We start from the raw sequence: 22760 nt of genomic DNA, 5'->3' as shown, positions 1-22760 counted from the left end.
GCCGTGGCCCGGATTGTCCCTCCGATTGCTGTTGTCCCTGAATTTCCTGATTGAAGCAGGCAGCGTAAGAAATCCGGGGACGAAGGCGGACGCTCTGCTTCTCCAGAACAATTCCGGGCACTTGGCAGGGAGTATGCCTTGAACACTTCGTTTGTTCAAGGCAATTTTTGTCGGTTCTTTCGAAGATGTAAAGAATGTGAGTAGTCCATCTGGACGGATTGAGCCAGAACTTTATATAGGCTTCATAATTGTTACAGTAAGAGTACCGGTGAATGAAGTGGCTGGTATATTCAACTCAACTTTCACAGCATGAAATCGGCAAAGGCCCCGTTGTCTGTTGCCTAATGCCTAATGCCTTTTCATGCAGCTTTGCACGATTATCCCTTTCAGTCAGAATGCGGGGGTTGGAGGTTCGGAGGGCCTAGGGGAAGGACTACAGAGAAACGAGAAAAGAGAAAAGAGATAAGAAAAAAGAGGCAGCTCAAGTGGGCTGTTCGACTTGAAATGGGAACATGTGTTTGGTATAATGAAAAAGAACTTATGTTCGTGGATTATGGATTATGGATTATGGATTATGGATTCGGGGGCGAGCAGACATGGAAGTCCAAGTGGAAACGAAACTTCAATCCTTTAGCAGTCGTTATCACAACGAGCAGGCCTGCATGGAGGCATTGATCGCGATGAAGTGGCCGAATGGCTTCGTCTGTCCACGCTGCGCTCACACCCGCTGCAGTCGTCTAACTTCCCGACGTGTCCCTTTGTTCGAGTGCACCAGGTGTGCGCATCAAACGTCGGCTTTGGTGGGCACGATTTTTGAACGAACGCATCTCCCCCTGACCAAGTGGTTCCAGGCGCTGGAGTTGTTCCTGCTGCCCGACGGCATCTCGGCGATGCGGCTGAGTCAGGTGATCCAGGTCACCTACAAGACCGCCTGGGCGATGCTGCACCGAATCCGCCATGCCATCGGAGAGTTCGACGCCCGGGAGCTGCTCTGCGGAGATGTGAAGGTGAACAGCGACCTGTATGGGTGTAATCCGTCCCGGCCTCAGTTTCCTCATCCGCATGCTTCGGTAGTCGTAGCGGGGTGCACGGTCACGGAGTCAGGCGAGCCGGAGCAGGTCAAAATCCACCTAATCCCGCAGAAGAAGGGAGAGGGGCAAAGAGCAAATCGTCACGAACTTGCTGCGTTCATCAGCGAACAGGTAGATGTCCGTGCATCGGAGGTACAGTCGTTCCCTCAAGCCTATCGACTGTATAGACCCTTGCGGAAAGTGGTAAGAGAGGCGTGGACATCGCTGAAGAGTACGTATGTAGCCTTAGGAACAAAGCATCTGCAGGCGTACCTCAACGAGTACACCGGACGCCGCCGCCTGCGCCTGTCCGAAGGGGAAGAAACGATGTGGCAGAAGTTGCTGTACATGAGCGTGGCGATTCCGGCGATCCCTTACCGCCAACTGATTGCGTGCCAACCGGTTCAGCCTCTTGCGGCTGCGGCCTGATCGCAGTACTTGAACGAGGAAAGGTGAGCATAAGGTGCGTCGCTTGATCGGTGTGGGCTAGTGTCGGCTAGCTCCATTGATGTTAGTTTTCAGACACGCCCTAGTATGAACGAGGAAATTGGAAAAATTCGAGTTCAAGCTGCAACGAGGACCAGGCTCTTTTTATTTTTCCGATGCCTTGCTCCGCTTCTTCCTTCTCCCTCCTTCTCTTTCGGTCGGTTTCACATCACCTAAACGCTCTGCTTTCTCCTAAGATCGTCTCATGACCTCGAACCGATCTGCTTCTCCATAAGGCACAATCTAAAAAATAATAGACCCATTCAAGGGTCCTGAATAGCGTAACAACAGGCATTTTTGTGCCTCATATGCTCCGTTATTTTCTTTAACGTGCCTAAAGTGTATTTTTGGTTCCCGGTTTTCTGTTTTTCTGTACCTGATCCAACGGGATAATCGTGCAAGGCTCCTGAAAAGCGAGTATCACATGTCTTGCCACGATCGGCTGGCGTCCTGACTGTCCATAATGAAAATTACATAAAAATATTGACATATAGTTTCAAATCCAATATATTTTAAACAAACGTTTGATTTAAACGTGTGATTAATTTAAATTTGGAGGATGAAACATGCTTAAAGCATTAAAGCTTTATTTCAGCAAGCCCATGACCATTGTGGGCATCATTACCGCTCTGATGTTCCAGATTATTTTCAGTGTTATCTGGATGACTGCATATAGTGGAGTAACCGAGCGCAGCAGCAATCTGAAAATAGCTATCGTCAACGAGGATCAGAACGTCGGCAAGACGATTGCCAATGAGCTGGAAGGCAGTCTGCCTTTTCAAATCGTAACCGGATTGACGGCAGAGGAAGCGCAAAAACGGCTCAATGACCGGGAAATGCAGATGGTGATGGAAATACCGGCTGATTTTACGGCCCGGCTGACGTCACCGGTGGAGAAGGCGGAAATCCGCTACACCATCAATGAAGCCAATCCGATGACGATCAAGAGCATCATGCAGGGTGTTGAGCAGAAGGTCACGGCCACGATCAACAGCCAGGCGGCGGTGGAAGGAACGACGGCGGCGCTTGTCCAGGCCAATATGCCGGAGGCAGCAGCGGAACAGACAGCCGGGGCGTTAACGGAGAAGGTGGAGTCGCAGGTGACTTCCATTCACCCGGTGAATGGAATGAACAATCAAATGGTGCCAATGATGATGGTTTTGGCTACGTTTGTAGGCTCCATGATCATGGGGCTGAATATTCAGCAGTCCACAATGGCCCTCGGCAATCAGGTCGGCAAATGGAGCAAATATGGCGCGCGCGTGCTGATTAACGTGGGAACGGCACTGGTTGTTTCGTTTGTGGGAACGGTTCTGATCAACATATTGGGAGGACAGATGGAGCAGGGCTTTGGGCTGATGTGGCTGTATGAAGGGCTGCTGATGCTGACTTTCATGTTTTTCACCCAAATGTTCCTGATCGTATTCGGCATGCCGGGCATGTTTTTCAACATCACCATGCTGTCCATCCAGCTTGTATCCTCGGGAGCGATGGTGCCGCGTGAAATGCTGAACGGCTTCTATCAGCACATCGGGGCGTTTTTACCGGCCACCTATGCCGTCAACGGCATTATGAGCCTGCAGCTAGGAGGGCCGGGCGCTGGCCATGCGGCGGGAGTGCTTGCTCTTATTCTGCTCGTATGCATGGGAGTTGCCCTGCTGGCAACAGCTCTGAAGAGAAAACCGGCAGTGGCTCCCGCAGTAGTGCCGAAGACCACTTAAGCAGCCGAAAGGCGAATCTCTTTGCGGGTCATGCAGCAGGGCCCGCTTGATTCCCCTTCGGCAAAGATACATAATAAAACTAGCATATGACGAAGGAGATCGGGGTAGAATGACGCAGACGGAACCGGATATCAAAATGCGTATCCTGCTGGCGGCCAAGAAGCTGTTTGCCCAGCACGGCTATAGTGGAACGAGCTGTCGGCAGATTTGTGAAGAGGCAGGTGCCAACATCGCGCTGATATCTTACCACTTCGGGGGGAAAGAGGGTGTATATCAGGCGGTTTTTGAGCACTTTTTTCCCATTAGGGAGCTGAAGAGTATAAATTTCGCCGATCTGGACCCCATTGAAGGGATTCGTCTGCTGGTTTCACGGATTATTCGCTTGACTTACCAGGATGGGGAGCTAAGCTTTATGATCCAACAGGAAATGCTGCTGCGCTCACCGCGCAGGCAGATTGTGATGAATGTTCTGGTTGAGGTCTGGGCGCAGGTAAGATCACTTTTGCTGAGAGGGAAGGAGGATGGAATATTCTTCTTCGGTTCGGCAACCAATGCCCTTGTCATGGTGATGAGTGTGGCCTTGTCCCACAAACATATGGTCAATTTTGAAGATGTGTTCGCTGATGAGAAAATAGGGGTCGACCATATTGCGGCAGAAGCGATACGGTTTATATTGTCAGGATTAGGGGTGAAGGAACCATGAACGAAACGTTGTCCGTATTAATGAACCACAGATCGATCCGTAAATTCAAGCAGGAGGAAGTTTCGCAGGAGCAGCTGGCTTCCATTGTGGCGGCGGGGCAAATGGCGTCAACCTCCAGCAATGTGCAGGCATATTCGGTGATCGCAGTCACGGAGCCAGGCCTGAAAAAGCAGCTTGCCGCACTGGCCGGAGGTCAGGCGTATGTGGAGCAGTGTCCTGTGTTCCTCGTCTGGTGTGCTGATCTGTACCGTTTGAAACGTGTGACAGAAGAGCATAGGCCTGATCAGACATCCTATGAAGATTCGACGGAAAATTTCATCATCGCTACGATTGATGCCGCGCTTGCGGCCCAGAACGCGGCCATTGCCGCGGAATCGATGGGTCTGGGCATTGTGTATATTGGAGGCATCCGCAACCATATTGCCGAAGTAGCCGAGCTGCTGGGTCTGCCGGAGCTGGTCTATCCGGTGTTTGGTATGTGTGTAGGTGTGCCTGACCAGGAGCCTGGTCTGCGCCCCCGTCTGCCGCAGGCCGCCGTTCTGCATATGAACGGTTACGATGCGAACCAGACGATGGAGCAGGTGAAGCTGTATGACGAGACGATGGGCCATTATTTGTCTGAGCGTACGAGCGGGGAACGGACGACCCCGTGGTCGGAGATTATGGCGGTGCGGTTGACTGAACCGGTACGCCTTCACATGAAGAGCTTTCTTGAGCAAAAGGGATTCTTGAAGCAGTAAAGAAAACATTTTTAATCTGATCTATCAAAATTTGCTTGAAATCAAGAGATGATCTGATTACAATGAACGAAACGGAAATCATTTACACATATTACATCGATCAACCAAGGCTTAAAGCTCCTTACATCCTGTCAGGCCCTCTAAAGGCGGAAACCACTGAGTATTTCACACCCGCTCTGGCCGCTTCTTGTGTTCGCATCCCGGTCCAGTCAAGGTCGGAAGCCGTCGAATTTCAAGCTTGCAAGCAGGAGGAGGAACGTTATGCATGTGGCACTTGTAAGCATGCCCTTTGCCTCGGCCTACCGGCCGTCGATCGGGCTTGGTCTGCTTCAGTCCGGACTGCGCAGCCGTGGTATTGACTGTGATACCTTGTACCTGAATCTGAAGTTCGCAGCGCTGATCGGCCTGGAGGAGTACGATTGTTTTGCCGAAAATTCAACCTACCCGACCAATGCGCTGGCAGGGGACTGGATTTTCTCACAATCGTTATTTGATGGGGAAGATACGTTTGAACAATATAAGGAGTATCTGATAACGACGTATTCCCGATTCAGGAGGAATTCCTCCAATAAAGGACAGGCTTTCCAGCGCCTGCTGGATGTGCGTGCCAAAGTTGACTCTTTTCTGGACAGCTGCCTGACCGATTATGACTGGACTCGCTACGATGTCATCGGTTTTACTACAGTTTTTGAGCAAAATACAGCCTCTCTAAGCATGGCTAAACTTCTAAAGTCCCGTTTTCCCGACAAATTGATCATCTTTGGCGGCTCCAATGTCGAGAGCCCAATGGGACTGGGGACACTTCGCAATTTCGGCTTCATTGACGCGGTATGCTCGGGTGAGGGGGATCAATCCTTTATTTCCTTCATCGATCGTCTTCGGGATACCGGGGATCCGGCCGCAAGCGCCGGTCCAGGCATCATCCTTCGCTCTGCCCTTGATGGACAACATCCGGAGCAGACAGCTTCTTCTCCATCTATTCATGATATGAATTCTCTTCCTTATCCGGACTATGATGATTATTTTGCACAATTTGACGGGCTGGGCCTGCCGGATCACAAGACCAGGCGCCGTTTCCTCTTTGAATCCTCCAGGGGCTGCTGGTGGGGACAAAAATCACACTGTCTGTTTTGCGGGCTCAACGGCTCTACCATGAGCTTTCGCAGCAAATCGCCCGCAAGGGCCTTGGACGAAATCATGTATTTAAAAGAACGGTACGGACAGTACACGAATAAAGCGACGGCCGTGGATAATATCATAGACATGAACTATTTCAAAACGGTACTTCCGGTCATCAGGGACAATGAGCTTGATCTTGACATGTTCTATGAAACCAAAGCGAACCTGACCAAAGAGCAAATCAAGCTGTTCAAGGAAGCCGGGTTTCATTACGTGCAGCCAGGTATCGAGAGTATGATCACCTCCGTGCTGAAGCTGATGAAAAAAGGAGTGAGCATGCTCCAGAACATCCGTTTGCTGAAATGGTGCTCTGAATATTCGGTAACACCGCTATGGAATTTTCTGTACGGCTTTCCCGGCGAGAACGAGTGGGAATATGATGCGGCCGCAGAGCTGATCCCGGCTTTGACCCACCTGATGCCCCCGGGAGGGACCGCGCCTATCCGGCTTGATCGTTTCAGTCCGTATTTCATGAATCCGGAAGCCTACGGGATCTGCAATATCTGGCCGCTCCGTTCCTATGAGCTGATCTATCCTGTACTTCCTTCCGAGCAGCTGGCACAGATCGCCTACCATTTCGATTTTGACTACATAGACCACCAAAACCCGTTTTCGTACACATCCCGTATGCGCCAGGCCGTCCAAAGCTGGCAGGCTGAACATGGGGAGAGTGAGTTCTTTTCCGTGCTCAAGGATGACCGGATCATTCTGGTGGATACACGTTCAGCTTCCGCACAGCCTACAACGCTGCTCACTTTTCATGAAACAATGATTTATCAAGCATGTGACAATATGATATCGATCCCGAACATTGTCATTCGCTTGCGCGAGCAGGGGGTTACGGTGCATGAGGACGAGGTGAGGCATTGTCTGGAAAGGTTTGTGGAGCGGCGCTGGATGGTAACCGAGGGCGAAGTTTATTTGGCTCTGGCTGTTTCGCTGGGAACCTATACACCCAAGCAAGCCGGATTGCAGCGTCTGCGGGAGCTGTCTGCTCCAGGCAGAAGCGGGGAGAATCAGCTTAGTACCATGTCCTGAAGGCTTGGCATAACGGGAGGATCACCCTAAGGGGAGGTGAGGATCAAAAAAACGGGTATGAACGTTGTCCGGTAGGCGGAACTGTCTGGCTTCTTAGAAAGTACGATTGATGAACGTTTTACTTACTTATCCCATTTTATTTAAAAGGAGAGATTGAAATGGCACAGGAGAAAAAACAGTTAACGCTCAGCCCGGAGGCATTCACGGTAAACAGCCAGGGTGAGGTGATCATCAGTGATTCGGCGCTGTCCGAAGCATTGCTGGGATCTGCCGAGGAGAACAAGATTGGCGAGCAGGGAATCCAGGAAGCTGTCAAAGTATCGGTGAGCGTGTCCTTCTAGCCAGCAGCCTGAAATAAGCGGGAAGCGGGAGCCGCTCTTGTATGACGGCGGCTCTGCCGCTTTTTGCGGTACAGGGCCCGTGCGAGGCCCATCCGGGGAAGGGAGTAGGATCATAGGATGTTCTCTGAGCTGGTGACCAAAGCTGTTTTTGAAAATTGCCTGCAGGTGACCATACGCAAAATACCTCATGCAAGAACAATGAATATCGGCGTATTTATCAATCACGGTGTCAAGAACGAAGAGAATCATGTGAACGGCATTTCCCATTTTATCGAACATGTGTCCTTTAATTATACGAATATGAACAGTCATGCCCGCCACCTGCTCGGCGGTTTGATGGACCGGGGTGCGCTGTATGAGGCGTTTACAGGCAAGGAGATGACACGCTGTACACTGTCTGCCCAGCGGGAGCACTTGCCGATGATGATCGAATGCCTGGGCAGTATTGTCATGAATAACAACGTAAGTCCGGAGAGTCTGGAGCATGAACGCAATATTATCCTTCATGAAGCGGAAAGCTATTTTTCCTCAGGCAGAATCAAGGAAGAGCTGGTGGAGCAAGCCCTGTGGGGCAACCGTTCCCTGGGGCAATTTGTGATCGGGAACCGGAACAACATTCTTGGCTTTAACCGGGAGCAGATTGAAGAGAGGCTGCATCACTATTATATTCCGAACAATACCCAGATGATTGTCCAGGGCAATGTTGAGCCTGAAGAAGTCATCGAGCAGGTGGGCCGTTATTTCCGCGATTGGAAGTATCAGGGGAAGCAGCGGGATGTTGTCATTGAAATCGAACCGAGCATTCTGGGCTTGCCTACCGCAAATCCAAGGGTGGACTTGAATATTTCTTTTGTGGGGGCGTCCTTTCATTCCCAGGAAAGGCAGCTGATGAATCTTCTGTCCGTCATTCTCGGCTCAGGGCTGAAGTCACGCCTGCATGTGGAGCTTCGAGAGAAGCGGGAGCTTGCCTATCTGGTCTTTTCTTATACGCAAAGCTATGCGCTCAGCGGATATTTAAGCATCCAGGTGAACTGCCGCCGGGACCAGATCAAGGAGGTTTACGAGGCCATCTTATCCGTACTGGAGGACTTGAAAACAGGTGCCGTTGGAGAGGAAGAGCTCCAGCGGGTGAAGGCGGCAAGAATCACCAACCTGATGCAGGTTCCCGGCAATGACGCCAAGCTGCTGCAGATTACAGGTCGTTACGCGCTCCTGAACAGAGACTTCTTCATCGATCTGGAGCGGGTCGAAATCGAGCGCCTGACCGCTGAAGAGCTGCAGTCGTTCGCTTGCGAGTTGTTCAATCAGGATCGGATGGCCCTTTCGGCCCTCGGTGTAGGCTCAGAGGAACTGGCTATTTTACTGTAAGGAGGATGAATCATGACGCCATCGCAATACGGCAGCGGCAGTGAAGTACAGGGAAAGCCGGAGCTTTTGGAGCGGCTCATTAAAGACAGGGGGCTGGAGGTATTCCTGAGCATTATGGATAAGCCTTCCACTGCGGGAGAGCTGGCCGACCGGCTCGGCTGTTCGAGGGCCAAAATGAATTATATTCTCGACAGCATGCTGAAGCAGGAATTTATTACTTTGCATTCAGAAAAGGTCAGCGGCGGAATTGTCGAGAAATGCTATTCCTCCAAGGCGGACACGTTTCATCTGCTGGTGGGCAGCAGCTACAGCGACTCGGAGCGGCTGTCTGCCGCCATGTATATCCTCGGGGTTGTCAAAACGGCGCTGCTCACCAATATGAACCGGGGAGATCTCTTTCATATGGGCATGGTGCATGCCAAGGTGCCTGTCTCCCGCATCGATGAGTACATGACGAGACTTAAAGAGCTTCAGCAGGAGTTTGATGATGAAAATCTGGTTTCAAACGATCCGGATTGTGAATGGCACACGCTCGCCGTAAGTATGTTTCGGGGGCCGACGCCCAGTAATTGAATCGGAGGGGGGACGGGGGGATGGACGATTCCTACAGAGCTTTATTTTCCATCCGCAACTATCGGCTGCTGTTGCTGTCCCAGACGGTATCGGTCATCGGGGATGGCGTCTATGCCATTGCGTTGATCTGGCTGATGAAGCTGCTCACGGGAAGCGCCTTATGGATGTCTGTTCTGCTCGTTGCCGAAACGCTGCCGCTCATTGTGCTCGGGATGTTCGCCGGTGTCATTGTGGACCGCAGCAGCAAGCGGAAAATTCTGATCTGCTGCGATATTGCGCGCGGGCTCATTATCGGCATGGTCATCCTGCTGTGGGCCACCGGACTGCTGCAGCCGTACCAGCTCATCGTGGCCGCGCTCCTGCTGTCATCCTTCACGGCATTCTTCGGACCGGCCAGGGCGGTCACGGTCCGGAATGTCGTGCCCGAACCGTATATGTTTCAGGCCCAAAGTGTGGCCCAACTGGTACAGACCGTGGTAGGATTATCGGCTCCTGCTCTCGGGGCATGGCTGCTAACTTTTGGAACGGTGTATGCGTTCAGTTTTAATGCGGCTACGTTTTTTGTATCCTGCCTACTGCTTATGACGGTACGGGATGCCCGCATGACGGAGCGAAAGGAAGAGAAAATGAATGTTGCCAGCCTGGCCGCCGATTTCAAGGAAGGGCTGGACACGATTATGACGCAGTCTCTGCTGCGTAATCTGATCATTTACATTATGCTGATCAACTTCATGCTGTCCCCCACCGCTCTGCTGTTTCCCCTTATGGTCCATAACTCTTCTGAGCTCGCGGTGCTGGAAATTTCCTTCTTCATCGGCATTGCCGCTGGTGCGCTGGTAACGGGCTTCGTCAGACGGTGGCCTTATGTCGTTACCATGTCCATCGGTCTCGGTCTGCTGATGACCGGTCTTGGCATGCTGTTCTGGATTCGGGGGCTGGTATGGGAAGCGCTGTTTGTATTCATCGCCGGCCTGGGCAGCCCGCTGGCCAATGTAACGCTGCAGACGCTGTTTATGCTTAAGGTGCCTCGTCCTGTGCTGGGGCGTGCGGCCGGCATGATGAGAGTTCTGACAGAAGGCTCCCGTCCGCTCGCCATGATGCTTACGGGCATGCTGCTGTCATGGATACCGGTGCGCAGCTTCTTTGGTGTGATGGGGATTTTCGGGATTATGGTGATCGTATTGATGGTTATGAACCCGGCTATCCGCAAGGATTCGGATGCGTCGGTGCATCATCCGGCTGCTGCGGAAGCAGGGGCCGCAACCAAGGAGGTTATGTAGATGTTCAAGTTTGTACAGCCGTCCGAAATGAAGAATGATTTTGTATATACCCTGATGGTGAAGCGCCGCATGGAGCGGCTGAGGCATCATCTGCAGGCTTGCGCGGAGCAGGATGCGGACCTGCTGCGCTGGGACAGCATGCTGCACGAAGAGCATTACCGTGAGCTCATGCATCCTGTGCTGGTGAATTGGATGGATACCCGGTTGTTTCCTGCCTTTCAAGGAGGGATACCTGACAAGCCGCTCAGGGAGCAGCTGCTGGAGGAATTTGCGCGTCTGGTCCTCATCCCGCTGTGGAAGCATCAGGAGGGGCCGGATACTGCGGTGCTGCAGACGGATGCGGAAGGCTGCATATATTTTCCGGGCTGCATCACAGCCGTGAATCTTGGCACGGAAGCGCAGGGGATGCATGTCAGGCTGGCCAAGACGGGGGACAGGGTACGGATATCTGCAGGAGAGCGGCGGTTCGAGGTCGGAATCTCCGAGCTGACCGGCGAAAAGGAGACAGCCGCTCCGCTGCTCAAGCGGCTTGGCTTCTACAAGCATGGCGACATCCAGTTCGGGGGCTCCGATCCGCTCGTTGAAGCCTTTCTGGAGCAGGAGCTGCCGGAGATCATACAATCCTACGGCAAGGAAAAGCCGTCGTTTCCGGCGATTCGTTCCGTGCCTCTCGCGGATATGTGGTATTACGAGAAGGCTATGGACCTGATCAAGGAGGTCTGGCCGCAGATGTACCGGGAGGCGTCCGCGCATGTGCGGGCGGTGTATCTTCTGGATACCCGCGAGATCGGGGCGCTTACCCATAACCTGTTCCAGGGAGCTGTTTTCATGTCTCACCGCAGCAATCTGATGTGGACGACCGAAAATCTGATTCATGAATTCGGCCACGCCCGGCTGGACCAGCTGTTTGAACTGGATGATCTGTTATTGAACAGCCCGGAGGAGCGGGTTCCTTCGCCCTGGCGGGAGGATTTGCGCCCACTGAAAGGAGTTCTGCACGGTCTCTTTGTGTTCGTGCGCATCGGGCTGTGGTATGAGCTTGCCGGCGCCGCCGTTCCGCATCCCGATATCCCGGTCAGAATGCAGGAGGTGCTGGCCCAGATCAGGCAGGCGCTGGATGTTCTGGGCCAGCATGCCCGCTGGACAGCCCTGGGCGAGCAGCTCTTCTCCGAGCTGGCGGAGCAGTATGACCGGCTGGCAGAGGCCGCTGCCGTATCTAACCCTGCCGGTTCACCGGAAGAAAGCATCGCCGCAGGCTGAGCTGCGGCAAAAAGCGGTACATGGTAGATGGCAGGCCTTTCCCGGTTACAAGCGGCGCAGAGGGGGCTACAGCCGGTAAAACCGGCGGGTATTCGCATGGAACAGCCGCCTGCCTTCAGCCTCGGTCATGCCATGGATGCCGCAGTACGCCCGGATGACGTCGGCCGTCATCCGTGGATGGGTCGTTTGTCCGGCAAAGGAGCCTGCAAAGGGCCAGGGGCCATCCGTTTCCGCCATCACTTGGGATGGCGGATAGTTTGCCGCCAATACCCGGATCTCCGGCTCGTACAGCAGGTCCGGCGTGAAGGAGATATAATATCCGTTCCGGGCCATGCGCCGGACGGTGGCCGGACTGCCCTTGAACCAATGGAAATGGGCCCGGGTGACTTGATGCCGTTCCAGCAGCGTACATGCGATATCGGCGTCGTCGTACACGGCGTGCAGTACTACGGGTTTGTCATGCCCTTTGGCGAACAGAATGAACCGTTCCAGCAGCTCAACATAACCGCTTGGATCAAAGGTGGCCCCCTTGCTCATAGCTTCCTGGGCGGTGTAATAAGGCAATCCGACTTCTCCTACGGCAACCATCCGGTCCACATGGCGTTCCATCCAGCCGAACAGTCGGTCTAACTCTGCTGCGCTGGGTAAAGGCTGCTCAGGATGGAAGCCGAACGCCGGAAAGATCATACCGGGTCGTGCGGAAGCGAGGCGCACATTGGCTTCGCATGACGGAAGATTCATGGAGACGGCAATGACCGCTTCTACGCCGCTTTCGCCCATAGACGACAGGAGAGCTGCCCGCTCTTCATCTGAATAGCTGTCCAGATGAAGGTGGGCGTCGATTAAAGGAGCAAAGAGGCTCATACGGTGCCACCTGCCCATGCGGCCGTGTTTTTCGCTTTTTCCTCCCGCATCCGCCGGCTCAGTTCATGCTTCAGCTCCACAAAGTCCTTGTCAGCGGCGAGGTCCTCCCGTCGCGGCCTTGCAAAAGGAACATCCACTACCTGCAGCACCGACGCCGGTCTGGCAGACAGCACATAGATGCGGTCCGACAGGAGCAAAGCCTCCTCAATGCTGTGCGTAATGAACAGCACGGAACGGCGGTGGCGCTCCCACATCTGCAGCAGCCACTGCTGCATGTCTGACCGTGTTAGCTCGTCCAGCGCGCTGAACGGCTCGTCGAGCAGCATCAGCTCCTGCGGACTCAGCATGGCCCGCAGAAAGGCCGCGCGCTGCTGCATTCCTCCGGACAGCGTGTGCGGGTACGCATCGGCGAATTTGCCGAGCCCGACCTCGTCCAGCCGGCGGCGGGCCTCTTCCCGGGCCTCGCGGCGGGGCTCCTTGTCTGGCCCCGGCGCATTCTCCTGCCCGAGCAAGACGTTGTCCAGCGTCGTTCGCCACGGGAACAGGGCAGGCTGCTGTGGCATGTAGCTAATCCGCCCGCGCGTGCCCGTCACATCCTCACCGTCCATATAAATACGCCCCTGATCCGGTGCCAGAAGTCCGCCAATCAGGTGAAACAGTGTGCTTTTGCCGCTGCCGGAAGGGCCAAGCAACGAAACGAACTCTCCGCGTTCCACGGTCAGGGAAATGTCCTTGAGCACAGGGAGCAAGGTTTTCCGCTGCCGGAAAGCGACGCTCACCTGTTCTACATTCAAAGCTGCTTTTTCTCTGTCACCCCTGCGGTTATTTTCCTTTCCGTTCTGCCGGGACTCTACGGGCAGACCATTCAAGCTCATCTTCTCATACTCCTTCCCCTGCACAGGCATAACGCTTGCCAGGCTGGTTTATTTCCTATTTTTGCTCCGGCCGCCACCGAATCAGCAGCCTTTCCATCAGCGCAATGAGCAGGAACATGATCAGGCTTAGCGCCACGATAATGGCAATCGCGGCAAACACCCGGTCCGTGCGGTAGGCTGATTTTTGCAGGAGCATATAATAGCCGATCCCCTCGCTTGCCCCAAGCCATTCGGCGACGATGGCTCCCATCACGCTGTAGGTGGCGGCAATTTTCATGCCTGAAAAGAGGGAAGGCAGCGCATGCGGCAGCTCAAGCTTGCGGAAGATGCCCATCCGGCTTGCGCCTGACATCTGCATGTAGTTCATCATCAGCCGGTCCGTTTGCGCCAGCCCGTCCAGGGCGGCAACAACGACAGGAAAGAAGCAGACCAGCGTAATGACCATCAGCTTGGGCAGCAGGCCGAAGCCAAACCAGATCATCAGCAGCGGTCCAAGCGCAATGGTCGGAATGTTCTGGCTCAGAATGAGCAACGGGTACAGTGCCCGCTTCAGGAAAGGGATCAGGTGCAGCAGCACGGCCAGCAGTAGCCCGACGACGGTGCCAATCGCAAAACCGCTCAGCGTGAGCCTGACGGTAGCCCAGGTATGATCGGCCAGCAGGGCGGATTGGGCGGCCGCTTCGGCGGCAATGTCCGCCGGACTCGGCAGCATCCAGGGCTCAATGTGCAGGAAGACCGCTGCGGCCTGCCATACCGCCAAAAAGAAGAGGACCGCCACAACGGGCGGCCATACGCTTCTGAACACAGCATAGAGGCTTTCTTTCCTGTTCATGGACGGTATTTCTCGGTCAGCTTATCCATGCTGATTCCATTCGGATTATGGGCGATTTTGATCTGGGAAATCACGCTTGGAATTCCTGCCTCGGTAAGTGCGGTGTGCATCTCCTTAACGATGTGCAGCAGCTCATCCAGCTCGCCCTCCATGGTTGTCTCCAGCGGGTTGACCTGATGCTTGACGCCTGAGCGCTGGATCACCTCAATCGCTTTATCGACGTAAGGGATGGTGTCCTCTCCGCCCGGTGTTTTGGGAATCACCTGAATACTCAACAATGTGTTAGCCATGAAAAACCGTCTCCTTTCCGAATCAGATTAGAGGTAGTTCAAAAAGTCAGCTTTTGAACACGCACTATTAGGATTTGCCGTCTTGTGGCAGGAAATCATTGGTGAAGGCTTTGTCAACCTCCAGCGGTTTGTCAAGCAGCTTGCGCTCATACATCCAATCTGCGTAGTTTTTCCATACTTCTGCTTTTTGGACGCCCCACTGTGCGGCATCATCCTGATAGCGGGGGCTCAGCCATTGCTGGCTGGCCAGTACAAGCTCTTTATCCAGCTCAGGCACGGCCTTCGACAACATTTCCGCCGCCTTTTCCGGTTGGTCAATCGCATATTGATAACCTTTGGCCGTAGCGCTCATGAAGGCTTTTACCAGCTCAGGATCGCTGCTGAGGGTCGCTTCATTTGTGACGATGACCGGTGTGTAATAGTCCAGACTCTTGGAGTAGTCCTTGACGTACAGCATATCCAACTGCTCGCCGCGTTGCTCAGCTTCAATTCCTGTCCATGCATAGAAAATCCAGGCGAAATCGATATCCCGCTTGACTGCGGTGAAGTAATCCGCATCGCCCATGTTGATGTTTTGCACCTTGCTGACATCCCCGCCATCCAGCTCCATGATGGATTTCATGACAGCCTCCTCGACAGGCGAGCCCCAGCCGCCGTATTTCTTGCCTTCAAAATCCTTGGGCGACTTGATGCCCCGATCCACCGGAGCGGCGAAGCCGGACGTATTATGCTGAATTACGGCCGCAATAGAGACGAGCGGAACCCCTTGCGTACGAGCCTGGGTGACGCTTTCCTGATAGCTGATGCCGAACGGAACGGCATTCGAAGCGACCATCTGATCGGCGCCGCCTTCTCCGGGCTGTACAATCTCCACATTCAGACCGGCTTCTTCATAGTATCCCTGGTCTTTGGCCACATACAATCCGGTATGGTTGGTGTTAGGGGTCCAGTCGAGCACCACCTTTACGTCTTTCAATTTCCCGGAGGCCGTACTGCCGCTGCCGGAAGGACCGGAAGCGTTCGAGTCCTGTGGAGCGGACGATTGCCCTCCGCAGGCGGTCAGGATGAGGAGCAGGGAGCATACCGCTCCAAGGCCCCATTTTTGCAAAGAAAACATACTTTCTTCTCCCTTCTTCATCATCCGTACTCTTTCTGCAATGCTGTCATCTGCCGTGATCCTGCACAAAAAAGCGCCCCGTTATCCGGGACGCCTGTAATCTACCAAAGGAAGGAATGACGATGCCAAAAAGACATGTCACTCTATAGCGATTCCTACGCTGGCATTACCCAGATCAGGTTGTAAGGGTCAGTGTCTAGGGACACAATCTCAGCCGGCCGATTCCAGCACCCCTGGCAAGTTGTATGAAGGAGCATCAAGACGGCAAGCTGCTGCCTCGACACGTCCGCATTGTTTGAAGATTTTGCGGGCTCAGTAATATGAACTAACGTTGATTATATGCCTTCATGGCCGGAGTGTCCAGAGGGACTTATTCGAAAAAACCTCGGTGCCGCACCCGTTCTAAGCCTTTTGCGTTTTGATAACGCTCTTCAATTCAGCTTCTTGTTGGATGGAGCGGGCAGAGAGAAGTTCAATAGTTCTGTGCTGGTTCTCCAGAAAGTCACCTATTTCCATAACCCGTTCATTCGTATCCAGGACGGCTCGTTTCATCTCCTGCTGATCGACTCTGATTTCTTGAATCTCCTGTTTCATCTCTTGTTTCATCTCTTGCTGATCGGTTTCAATTTTTTCAAGATGCTCATGAATCGGTTGAAGTTCTTCCCGGATTACGGATTGCAGCAATTCCTTTAACTCACTATTCATGTACCCCGCTCCTTATACTTTTATGGTGTTATTGTAGCATATGACTTAATAAAGAGCTATAATATTGCGTAATTACGATGTCACGTTTATAACGCCACTGGGATCAGTAGGATACTCACGGGAATTGGCCAGTGTCTTTTCTCTTTTCTTGCCTGCTAAAGGAGACTATAATTTTGAGTAAGTGCTTATCCCGGAAACAAAACGGATTGAACAACCTGTGAGTATCCTAATTAAGGACGAGGTATTGACGAAGAACGAGCCTGTATTGAATAAGGCGATGACAACATTGGAATTTCTAAGTCAGGATGAGGAAGCCTGCCGATTGTATAAAGATAGACAGAAGTATTTGCACGATCAAGATATCTCAATTATAGCAAAAGCTTCAGGTTTGTCTGAGTCTGAAATTATTGCCTTGAAGAACGAAACCAGCTAAGACCGTTCCTAATTTTGTTCAATTCAATACCACTTTTTATTATTGGAAAAGGCCCACTACTTCTACATTATTGAATGATGTATTGAGCAATATGTTGTTGCTCCGATTACGCGGACGAGGCACTCGCGCGTACCCGCTTGGGGGCACCAAATCGGTGAAAAACAATACCTTTCCTATCCCGCAGGGAGATGATTCTCTGCCGCTGCCACCATTTCAGATATGAAACATGAATCGACCTTGTACTCACAAGGTCGATTCTTTAGTTTAGGAGAACTTTGCGGCTGTTTTGGACTACAAAAACTTTTTCGTTAGGCTCACTCGAAGCGTAAGAATCAAGAATCTCGGTCAGCTTTTTTGTACGCGTGAATACCATTCAGCGGATGCCGGAAGATAACCAGGAGATGCATTGTTCATGGGATTGGAAAAAATCCTGGATGATATTGAACGCATGGATAGTTCATCTATTGCACAGGCCACGGGTTTAGCCGGAATGTCCAAGCCCGCTTTTCATAGACGTGTGGCTGAACACGAAGCTTAATTGCAAAAAAGACCCCTTTCGGGGTCCTTACTGTTAGGATCATAGCAGGGCGGCGTATCCTGATCTCTGGTAACTTACCTCTCGGTAAGCGCGTGGGGAACCTTTCCCACCTCTAATGATCCATAAATAATAGTATGCGTCTAAAAGCCGTTTAATATCATAAATACATTGTATATACTACTCTTAATATGATAGCGCAATGAGTTTTCTCAGTCAAGAGTTAGGAAAATTATTTATAAGGAACTAAACGGCCACTTTTTAAACGCTTTTTCACTTTTTCGACCGCATTGTCTAATTGATAGAAAGTTGATAAGTATAAGTACCCAGAAGGATCCAGTTTGATTGCCAGTAGTAAATGGGGTGTCACAGCTTTAACCAATTCAACGCTGTTAGGCTCTTTGGGATGTTGGCCAATATAATCCGGGTTTGCAATCGTGTCTGGGATTAGATGGCCGTAGGCCTCAATATCACCTGGGTGATTACGTTTTATATGTTTGATTGCACCTGGATACATGCGCACCTCAGCAACAGGAAAATCTATACCAAGCAGGCTTTTAATCTTTACAGTATCTAGTTTACCCACGATTTGGGTCTCGGTTGCGTGAATATCAATAGTATAGGTGTTCGGTTCCACAGTTCAGTTCCTTCCGTTATCAGTCGATAAAGTGAGTATACTGGACTGAGAATGATTGGAACAGTTAAATTATAAGAATTTTGATTCGCGATTTAACAAAATAGAAAGGAAGAATCGGTCTGAGAGCTTGTTTGACAGCCGAAGGTTCAAAACGATGGGGGATATAGGGAGGCTGCTGGAATTCCTAAGCATACTGGCTTATGTGGCGGAGCAGGAACGAAAAAAGAACCGGCAGCGTTAGGCGGAGGGAATCGGAGTTGATCGCTGATGTACGAATTGCTTGATCCCCAAATGGGAGGTATTGACGATGAACGCGAAGAAGAAAGCCATTCAAATGGCATTGGAGCTTCTTAACCTCGGAGTGGATATCTCAATCATAGCCAAAGCTTCAGGTTTGTCTGAGTCTGAAATTATTGCCTTGAAGAACGAAACCAGCTAAGACTGTTCCTAATTTTGTTCAATTCAATACCACTGGGGCACCAAATCGGTGAAAAACAATACCTTTCCTATCCGCAGGGAGATGATTCTCTGCCGCTGCCACCATTTCAGAAATGAAAACATGAATCGGCCTTGTACTCACAAGGTCGGTTCTTTAGTTTAGGAGAACTTTGCGGCTGTTTACTCAGGAGTCTTCCATTTGCTTTTGAATTGTATGATACGTTCAGCAGCCTTGTTATAGGCTTCTTTCCTATCACGAGGGCCTATAGCTATAACCTCCATGCGTATAATTCCATTACGAATGGGACGATAAACTACTCGGATCTGGGGCTTCATGTGTTTAATTTTTGCAAACCCATTCAGCTTCCCCCGTAAAGGCTCACCAATACCATTCGGTTTAAGAAGCGGGCCGTGGATGCCACGTTTAATGATCAGCGCGATGATTAATTCTTGCTGCTCTTTTTGGTAGCTGATCAAGTCCTCAATAGCTTTGTCCCCGAATTTAACAACCACGTTATACGGGGACAGTATGCTATTGATTTGTTCACTTATCGACTTGAGCTTATCCGACATTAATCAAGATCCCCGCCCTCCACAAGGCGCATGATACGGGTCATGTCGAGATCCAATTCATCAATGACTTGAGAAAGATCGACATTGGCAGCATCCGCTTCGCGCTCAAGTGTAATTTGGTACATCATATCATCGATAGATTCCTCAACAGCTTCTTTGATCTGTAGGAGCTCGAAGAAGAAGTCAAGGTCTGCAATGACAGCCTGAGCTTCTTTGTTACGGCTGTTTTGGACTACAAAAACTTTTTCGTTAGGCTCACTCGAAGCGTAAGAATCGAGAATTTCGGTCAGCTTTTTTGTACGTGTAATGTCCGTTACGGTAAGGACGTTCTGCTTAAAAAAGCCAAGCATGTCGGACGTTATTGAGGAACGAGGGTCTGCCATGGCGTATTGCCTCCCTTTCGTAACCAGCATTTGAGAAGCCATCTGCACTCTCTCCTTAGTATATGCAATTTATAATTCATATTATACTGCATTTTACCATGTGAAGCGTGAATTAACAACACGTTTCAACCTGCATGTTTTGTATGTTCATTTGCGGATTTCTGCATACTTTTCTAAAAAGAACGCATGACTGCATTCCAAGGTTAGCCTGAAGGAACGGGTGTTGTTCCTTTCTGTTCCTGAAATAGAAGGAGCAGGCTGAAAATTTTAGAGCAGACAGGTTAGGGACAGCTTCCATGCAAGGAAGGCTGCCCCTGATTTTGTTCTAATGAGTTGTCAGACTTTTAATTGGACATGGAGAGCCGAGAATGCGACAATATACTTAATAAAGGCGTCCTTTTTGAGCCGTACGAATGGATACGATTACCCTAGAACCCCCTGCCTCAAACGAAGCGTAGGTGGGGAGTGGTTCACAATCAGGAGGTGCGATGTGGCCAAGGAAATGAATGAACAAACTAAATATAGCCTGCTCGATCTGTTGAAGAGGGCTGGTATCAAAGGTAAAGTTCTGGTAGATCCCGAAAAAGGTATCGTGGAATATTTAGAACCCCAGGAAGACTCTATGGCTATCGCCAAGAAAATTTCTGCCGAAATCGAAAGAATTCTTGGGGATAATTTGCTAAGAGTGATCTTGTTTGGTTCAAGGGCCAGAGGAGATTTTGGTAAAAATAGTGATTACGATTTTATGGTGTTAGTTAAAGATACCTCTATATCTTCGTGGCCTTTACGGACTATTGATTTGCGCAAACAGTTCACAGAGGAGTTCCCATCTGTAGATATCTTAGTTTTAACATCTGAGGAGTTCGAGGAGAAGTTTCTCTTCAGTGAGGACGTGAAGAAAGAGGGTATCGTGTTGTATGGACAGGCAGACTGAGCAGTGGTTGAGATATGCAAAAGATGATCAAGAATCTGCTGTCATCCTTGCTGCATCCGGGAAGTTAGAAGCAGCTTGTTACCACTTTCAACAATCTGGAGAGAAGTATTTAAAAGCTGTACAGATCCATACGAACTCCGGTGTAGCAAAGACTCATCTTCTTACAAGAGTTTGTGAGCAGATCGAGTCTTTAGGGATCTTTGTGCCGGACCAGGTAAAAGATTCTTCATGGCGGTGGGTAACCACGGCAAGATTTTCTATAGTGTAAGACAAACCACCGGATTCTTAGGCTCCCAACCTATTCACGGTGGTTTGTCTTGTTTCGTGCCAGTGATAGGGCAGCAGTTCAAGCTGCGAGTCCATGAAAATGCACCCAGGAGCAAACAATCTGAACGGTCAAATGATTTGTCGCTAACCTTGTCTGTACAAAACTTCACGAACGTGAATTATTAGTAGGCTTCACATTGATGTGAGTATGTTCAGAAAGGAGGAGCACCACTCTACTGGAACTGGATTCGTTTCCTGTAGAGTGGCCGAATTGATCTCTAAGCCAAGAAGTTTGCTTTCAGATGTGCTGCCCCCGACTATTTGGTCCTCAATATTAGAACTCGTCGTCTTCTCTAACAGAAGACGACGAGTTCTAATATTCCGCTTCCCAGACCATGTTAGGAAGGCTTTCCGGCGTATATGGCCAGAGATTCTTGGCTAGATCATCTGTTCTGCATCCAACACAAGCCAACCGAAACATCGCGAAAAATCCTCTGTCCATGCCGTCGCATCTTCATGTTGCATGAAGCCAAACCCCAATTGATCTGCCACATATGGAGTGGGGGGAGGCTCACTGGATTGGGTCGCAAGCGGAATCCAAGATTCATTCTGGAGTATTCTCCAGTACGTTCCATCATCCCATTGGCAACAGTTGGTCGTTAAAATCGGTATTCCTTTTCCATTACAGAGAGTTCCGACGGTAACCCGTCTGGATTGAAAGCTCTTGAATCGATATCCCTCAAATAGCTGCACCCCTTCAGACTTGAAGGAGTCCTTCCAAACCCGTTTCATGGCAGCATATAGTTGTTTGTCCACCTCGCCCGGATAGATGCGTCGAACCTGACCTGTATTAAGCGTAATGTGGGTAAGATAGGGTATCTCCTCATCCTCGTGCAATACGTCTGCTCCTGTTCGTTCAGCATCGTGCTGCTCCTCGGCAGTGTACTCCCTGATGAGGTGCGAAATTGCGGCGCGTACGAGCTCGTCCATCGATCCGAAGAGCTTGCCGGTGAATGGACACTCAAACCGCAGATGAATCCGGACAAGGGCGTGTTCTTCATCATGCGGGTACAACATTCCAAACATGGACGTTTTAGCGGCTTCGATGATGTCATCTGAAGGTGGGTACTACACCCATATTTAAAAATATTTTCTAAATGAATTTCCCAGCACTCTTCTGCAGATCTACGTGGGTAATCCACAAAATCCTGCTTTGGGGTGACATTACGGGATTGTATAAACCGATCAAGTTCGTCCGGCGGGATTTGCCAGCCTTTCTTGCGGTTTTCGGTTCGCTCGCCCTGGATCACCCCATTGCGTAGCCAGCGGCGCACCATCTGAATACTGCTGGTTATTCCATATTCACTGAGTTTCGTTAACGCTTGTTCGACGGTCAGCATTGGCATTTCCCCCTTTGCCTCATAACATTACTCATCGTAACATGACAACTCCCCCAACTCCTGCAGGCTGGTGGGCATAGCCGGTAAACAGTTCCGAACCAGCGCCAGCCGCAACCCCCGGCTTGTTTCTCTTCTTAATTATCCTATTCGAAACGTGTTCTATTTTATGAATGGGCGGCCGCCATCGCTTGTCCACGGGTGAGGCTTGCTTATGCTCGGGTAGAGGTATTCCTCTGATTCCTGCTTTGGAGAGACATCTGCTGTGGCTCTTACATTACTCACGGTAACATTACGGGATTGAACAAGCAGTTCAAGCTCGTCTGGTAGTAATTCGGCAGCTGAAAAGTTACCATATTTAGCGGAAATTTTCCCTAAATTTCCTAAAAGTAAGTCACTTGCCATTGTAGTGTTCACTTTTAGCAGATTATCTCCAAGAAAGGCACTACTTCATGCTGAAGGCCACCCTTCAGAGCCATATAAACGGCTGAAGGGTGGCGAAGTTGACGGCCTATAAGGCTGAACATGATCTGTTAGACAGCGATGCTGACGAAGTTATGCCAGCAATGTATTTTTTTAAATAATCATAGAGATCCCGTGTTTCCGGGCTTTTTCAGGCCTCCAGAGGGGAAGGCTTCCCCGCTCCATTCGTCGAGCTAGGCGAGTGGAGGTTAACATAATTCTGCTTTTTTTGTTACACGTCTTTGCCTCATAATTTGAG

General features: G+C 51.0%; 24 protein-coding genes, 2 pseudogenes and 1 riboswitch. Of the genes and pseudogenes, 16 read left to right on the top strand and 10 right to left on the bottom strand.

Annotated features, from left to right (window positions below):
* Positions 1-596: 596 nt before the first annotated feature.
* From ACE5LO_RS18180 to ACE5LO_RS18135, 10 genes are all read left to right on the top strand, one after another.
* Positions 597-1499: a transposase gene (locus ACE5LO_RS18180; RefSeq protein ID WP_375521428.1), complete on the top strand. Its 903-nt coding sequence runs from the start codon at positions 597-599 to the stop codon at positions 1497-1499.
* A gap of 623 nt (positions 1500-2122) precedes the next feature.
* Positions 2123-3277 carry a YhgE/Pip domain-containing protein gene (locus ACE5LO_RS18175; protein ID WP_375521427.1) on the top strand — a complete coding sequence of 385 codons (1155 nt, stop codon included), beginning with the start codon at positions 2123-2125 and terminating at the stop codon, positions 3275-3277.
* Between the two features lie 109 nt (positions 3278-3386).
* A complete protein-coding gene (locus ACE5LO_RS18170; protein ID WP_375521426.1) occupies positions 3387-3980 on the top strand; it encodes a TetR family transcriptional regulator in 594 nt (197 codons plus the stop codon).
* On the top strand, positions 3977-4720 hold the full coding sequence (nfsA, locus tag ACE5LO_RS18165) for an oxygen-insensitive NADPH nitroreductase (protein ID WP_375521425.1): 744 nt from the start codon (positions 3977-3979) through the stop codon (positions 4718-4720). Before ACE5LO_RS18170 ends, nfsA begins: the two co-directional genes overlap by 4 nt.
* Positions 4721-4981: 261 nt before the next feature.
* Entirely contained in the window at positions 4982-6937 is a 1956-nt protein-coding gene (locus ACE5LO_RS18160) for a RiPP maturation radical SAM C-methyltransferase (protein WP_375521424.1), read from the top strand.
* 158 nt (positions 6938-7095) lie between these two features.
* The gene (locus tag ACE5LO_RS18155; protein WP_375357176.1) at positions 7096-7278 is read left to right on the top strand and encodes a hypothetical protein; all 183 of its coding nucleotides are present in this window, start codon (positions 7096-7098) and stop codon (positions 7276-7278) included.
* A 117-nt stretch (positions 7279-7395) separates the two neighbouring features.
* Positions 7396-8646 (top strand): M16 family metallopeptidase, encoded by a 1251-nt coding sequence (locus ACE5LO_RS18150; protein ID WP_375521423.1) that lies wholly within the window; start codon positions 7396-7398, stop codon positions 8644-8646.
* Positions 8647-8658: 12 nt separating this feature from the next.
* Positions 8659-9219 carry a hypothetical protein gene (locus ACE5LO_RS18145; protein WP_375521422.1) on the top strand — a complete coding sequence of 187 codons (561 nt, stop codon included), beginning with the start codon at positions 8659-8661 and terminating at the stop codon, positions 9217-9219.
* Positions 9220-9239: 20 nt separating this feature from the next.
* Positions 9240-10499, top strand: a complete 1260-nt coding sequence (locus ACE5LO_RS18140; RefSeq protein ID WP_375521421.1) for an MFS transporter — start codon at positions 9240-9242, stop codon at positions 10497-10499.
* Positions 10500-11759 (top strand): aKG-HExxH-type peptide beta-hydroxylase, encoded by a 1260-nt coding sequence (locus ACE5LO_RS18135; RefSeq protein ID WP_375521420.1) that lies wholly within the window; start codon positions 10500-10502, stop codon positions 11757-11759.
* A 66-nt stretch (positions 11760-11825) separates the two neighbouring features.
* Here the strand turns inward: ACE5LO_RS18135 and ACE5LO_RS18130 are convergent, their stop codons facing one another.
* From ACE5LO_RS18130 to ACE5LO_RS18105, 6 genes are all read right to left on the bottom strand, one after another.
* Positions 11826-12623, bottom strand: coding sequence for a TatD family hydrolase (locus tag ACE5LO_RS18130; RefSeq protein ID WP_375521419.1), 798 nt, complete (start codon positions 12621-12623; stop codon positions 11826-11828).
* Positions 12620-13498 (bottom strand): ABC transporter ATP-binding protein, encoded by an 879-nt coding sequence (locus ACE5LO_RS18125; RefSeq protein ID WP_375521418.1) that lies wholly within the window; start codon positions 13496-13498, stop codon positions 12620-12622. The genes ACE5LO_RS18130 and ACE5LO_RS18125 overlap by 4 nt, the downstream gene beginning before the upstream one ends.
* Before the next feature lie 55 nt (positions 13499-13553).
* Positions 13554-14330, bottom strand: a complete 777-nt coding sequence (locus tag ACE5LO_RS18120) for an ABC transporter permease (protein ID WP_375521417.1) — start codon at positions 14328-14330, stop codon at positions 13554-13556.
* The gene (locus tag ACE5LO_RS18115) at positions 14327-14620 is read right to left on the bottom strand and encodes an MTH1187 family thiamine-binding protein (RefSeq protein WP_375521416.1); all 294 of its coding nucleotides are present in this window, start codon (positions 14618-14620) and stop codon (positions 14327-14329) included. Before ACE5LO_RS18115 ends, ACE5LO_RS18120 begins: the two co-directional genes overlap by 4 nt.
* Before the next feature lie 67 nt (positions 14621-14687).
* On the bottom strand, positions 14688-15737 hold the full coding sequence (locus ACE5LO_RS18110; RefSeq protein ID WP_375521415.1) for an ABC transporter substrate-binding protein: 1050 nt from the start codon (positions 15735-15737) through the stop codon (positions 14688-14690).
* Positions 15738-15871: 134 nt separating this feature from the next.
* A riboswitch (TPP riboswitch) is annotated at positions 15872-15982 on the bottom strand.
* A 157-nt stretch (positions 15983-16139) separates the two neighbouring features.
* On the bottom strand, positions 16140-16442 hold the full coding sequence (locus ACE5LO_RS18105) for a CCDC90 family protein (protein ID WP_375521414.1): 303 nt from the start codon (positions 16440-16442) through the stop codon (positions 16140-16142).
* A gap of 238 nt (positions 16443-16680) precedes the next feature.
* Here ACE5LO_RS18105 and ACE5LO_RS18100 point away from each other — a divergent pair.
* Positions 16681-16875, top strand: a pseudogene (locus tag ACE5LO_RS18100) (Rpn family recombination-promoting nuclease/putative transposase); the annotation flags it as partial.
* Positions 16876-17287: 412 nt separating this feature from the next.
* Positions 17288-17413: a hypothetical protein gene (locus ACE5LO_RS18095; protein WP_375521412.1), complete on the top strand. Its 126-nt coding sequence runs from the start codon at positions 17288-17290 to the stop codon at positions 17411-17413.
* Positions 17414-17642: 229 nt separating this feature from the next.
* On the opposite strand, the gene ACE5LO_RS18090 is transcribed toward ACE5LO_RS18095, so the two are convergent.
* Complete coding sequence (locus ACE5LO_RS18090; protein ID WP_375521411.1) at positions 17643-18047, bottom strand: PBECR3 domain-containing polyvalent protein; 405 nt, start codon at positions 18045-18047, stop codon at positions 17643-17645.
* A gap of 118 nt (positions 18048-18165) precedes the next feature.
* Between ACE5LO_RS18090 and ACE5LO_RS18085 the strand changes: the two are divergent.
* Positions 18166-18285 (top strand): annotated as a pseudogene (locus ACE5LO_RS18085) (recombinase family protein); the annotation flags it as partial.
* A 69-nt stretch (positions 18286-18354) separates the two neighbouring features.
* On the top strand, positions 18355-18486 hold the full coding sequence (locus tag ACE5LO_RS18080) for an Rpn/YhgA-type helix-turn-helix domain-containing protein (protein ID WP_375521410.1): 132 nt from the start codon (positions 18355-18357) through the stop codon (positions 18484-18486).
* A gap of 179 nt (positions 18487-18665) precedes the next feature.
* On the opposite strand, the gene ACE5LO_RS18075 is transcribed toward ACE5LO_RS18080, so the two are convergent.
* Together ACE5LO_RS18075 and ACE5LO_RS18070 are read right to left on the bottom strand one after the other, a co-directional pair.
* On the bottom strand, positions 18666-19058 hold the full coding sequence (locus ACE5LO_RS18075) for a type II toxin-antitoxin system RelE family toxin (protein ID WP_375521409.1): 393 nt from the start codon (positions 19056-19058) through the stop codon (positions 18666-18668).
* The gene (locus ACE5LO_RS18070) at positions 19058-19483 is read right to left on the bottom strand and encodes a hypothetical protein (protein WP_375521408.1); all 426 of its coding nucleotides are present in this window, start codon (positions 19481-19483) and stop codon (positions 19058-19060) included. Before ACE5LO_RS18070 ends, ACE5LO_RS18075 begins: the two co-directional genes overlap by 1 nt.
* A gap of 448 nt (positions 19484-19931) precedes the next feature.
* Between ACE5LO_RS18070 and ACE5LO_RS18065 the strand changes: the two genes are divergently transcribed.
* The gene (locus ACE5LO_RS18065; RefSeq protein ID WP_375521407.1) at positions 19932-20375 is read left to right on the top strand and encodes a nucleotidyltransferase domain-containing protein; all 444 of its coding nucleotides are present in this window, start codon (positions 19932-19934) and stop codon (positions 20373-20375) included.
* On the top strand, positions 20359-20643 hold the full coding sequence (locus tag ACE5LO_RS18060; protein ID WP_375521406.1) for a HEPN domain-containing protein: 285 nt from the start codon (positions 20359-20361) through the stop codon (positions 20641-20643). The genes ACE5LO_RS18065 and ACE5LO_RS18060 overlap by 17 nt, the downstream gene beginning before the upstream one ends.
* Before the next feature lie 437 nt (positions 20644-21080).
* Here the strand turns inward: ACE5LO_RS18060 and ACE5LO_RS18055 are convergent, their stop codons facing one another.
* Entirely contained in the window at positions 21081-21728 is a 648-nt protein-coding gene (locus tag ACE5LO_RS18055) for a hypothetical protein (RefSeq protein ID WP_375521405.1), read from the bottom strand.
* Positions 21729-22760: the final 1032 nt, after the last annotated feature.

The sequence above is a fragment of the Paenibacillus medicaginis genome (genome assembly GCF_042138635.1).
Taxonomy (GTDB): Bacteria; Bacillota; Bacilli; order Paenibacillales; family Paenibacillaceae; genus Paenibacillus; species Paenibacillus medicaginis.
This window is presented reverse-complemented; position numbering and strand designations above follow the sequence as displayed.

Bases quoted from the DNA above. Each gene is read 5' to 3' on its own strand.
- ACE5LO_RS18125 (WP_375521418.1), bottom strand. From the start codon at position 13,498: ATGAGCTTGAATGGTCTGCCCGTAGAGTCCCGGCAGAACGGAAAGGAA.
- nfsA (WP_375521425.1), top strand. From the start codon at position 3,977: ATGAACGAAACGTTGTCCGTATTAATGAACCACAGATCGATCCGTAAA.
- ACE5LO_RS18150 (WP_375521423.1), top strand. From the start codon at position 7,396: ATGTTCTCTGAGCTGGTGACCAAAGCTGTTTTTGAAAATTGCCTGCAG.
- ACE5LO_RS18120 (WP_375521417.1), bottom strand. From the start codon at position 14,330: ATGAACAGGAAAGAAAGCCTCTATGCTGTGTTCAGAAGCGTATGGCCG.
- ACE5LO_RS18095 (WP_375521412.1), top strand. From the start codon at position 17,288: ATGGGATTGGAAAAAATCCTGGATGATATTGAACGCATGGATAGTTCA.
- ACE5LO_RS18135 (WP_375521420.1), top strand. From the start codon at position 10,500: ATGTTCAAGTTTGTACAGCCGTCCGAAATGAAGAATGATTTTGTATAT.
- ACE5LO_RS18075 (WP_375521409.1), bottom strand. From the start codon at position 19,058: ATGTCGGATAAGCTCAAGTCGATAAGTGAACAAATCAATAGCATACTG.
- ACE5LO_RS18175 (WP_375521427.1), top strand. From the start codon at position 2,123: ATGCTTAAAGCATTAAAGCTTTATTTCAGCAAGCCCATGACCATTGTG.
- ACE5LO_RS18060 (WP_375521406.1), top strand. From the start codon at position 20,359: ATGGACAGGCAGACTGAGCAGTGGTTGAGATATGCAAAAGATGATCAA.
- ACE5LO_RS18155 (WP_375357176.1), top strand. From the start codon at position 7,096: ATGGCACAGGAGAAAAAACAGTTAACGCTCAGCCCGGAGGCATTCACG.
- ACE5LO_RS18170 (WP_375521426.1), top strand. From the start codon at position 3,387: ATGACGCAGACGGAACCGGATATCAAAATGCGTATCCTGCTGGCGGCC.
- ACE5LO_RS18140 (WP_375521421.1), top strand. From the start codon at position 9,240: ATGGACGATTCCTACAGAGCTTTATTTTCCATCCGCAACTATCGGCTG.
- ACE5LO_RS18080 (WP_375521410.1), top strand. From the start codon at position 18,355: ATGAACGCGAAGAAGAAAGCCATTCAAATGGCATTGGAGCTTCTTAAC.
- ACE5LO_RS18160 (WP_375521424.1), top strand. From the start codon at position 4,982: ATGCATGTGGCACTTGTAAGCATGCCCTTTGCCTCGGCCTACCGGCCG.
- ACE5LO_RS18055 (WP_375521405.1), bottom strand. From the start codon at position 21,728: ATGTTTGGAATGTTGTACCCGCATGATGAAGAACACGCCCTTGTCCGG.
- ACE5LO_RS18180 (WP_375521428.1), top strand. From the start codon at position 597: ATGGAAGTCCAAGTGGAAACGAAACTTCAATCCTTTAGCAGTCGTTAT.
- ACE5LO_RS18145 (WP_375521422.1), top strand. From the start codon at position 8,659: ATGACGCCATCGCAATACGGCAGCGGCAGTGAAGTACAGGGAAAGCCG.
- ACE5LO_RS18105 (WP_375521414.1), bottom strand. From the start codon at position 16,442: ATGAATAGTGAGTTAAAGGAATTGCTGCAATCCGTAATCCGGGAAGAA.
- ACE5LO_RS18070 (WP_375521408.1), bottom strand. From the start codon at position 19,483: ATGGCTTCTCAAATGCTGGTTACGAAAGGGAGGCAATACGCCATGGCA.
- ACE5LO_RS18130 (WP_375521419.1), bottom strand. From the start codon at position 12,623: ATGAGCCTCTTTGCTCCTTTAATCGACGCCCACCTTCATCTGGACAGC.
- ACE5LO_RS18115 (WP_375521416.1), bottom strand. From the start codon at position 14,620: ATGGCTAACACATTGTTGAGTATTCAGGTGATTCCCAAAACACCGGGC.
- ACE5LO_RS18110 (WP_375521415.1), bottom strand. From the start codon at position 15,737: ATGTTTTCTTTGCAAAAATGGGGCCTTGGAGCGGTATGCTCCCTGCTC.